This is a genomic window from Desertibacillus haloalkaliphilus, assembly GCF_019039105.1.
GTDB lineage: Bacteria > Bacillota > Bacilli > Bacillales > KJ1-10-99 > Desertibacillus > Desertibacillus haloalkaliphilus.
Window position 1 is genome coordinate 1 of sequence record NZ_JAHPIV010000595.1, and the last position, 329, is coordinate 329.

Consider the following 329-nt stretch of genomic DNA (forward strand, 5'->3'; position numbering starts at 1 on the left):
GTAATATGCAGCGTTGAAATCTTCCTCTGTCATCTCGCGAAGTAATGTGACCCACCGGCGATGTAGACTGCTGATTAATGGCAGCGATAGGCTGATAGACGCCTTACTGTCAGGAAGTGAAGCAAATGCCTCCTGATCATATGGACGTATGTGCGGTGTTTCTTCTGTCAGCGCAAGTTTAAATCGCAAGTAGGCGTTCAGATGGCTGTCCGCTACATGGTGAATGAGCTGACGAACGGTCCATCCTCCTGGCCGATATGGGGTATCCAGCTGATCATTTGTCAATGGGACAACTGCCTCTTTATACTTTTGAGGAATGAGTGCCAGCT

General features: G+C 48.6%; 1 protein-coding gene. It reads right to left on the minus strand.

Going from position 1 to position 329, the window contains the following annotated elements; translation table 11 throughout:
• The coding region (locus KH400_RS23435) for a YfiT family bacillithiol transferase (RefSeq protein ID WP_217228731.1) at positions 1 to 329 on the minus strand (329 nt) is incomplete at both ends.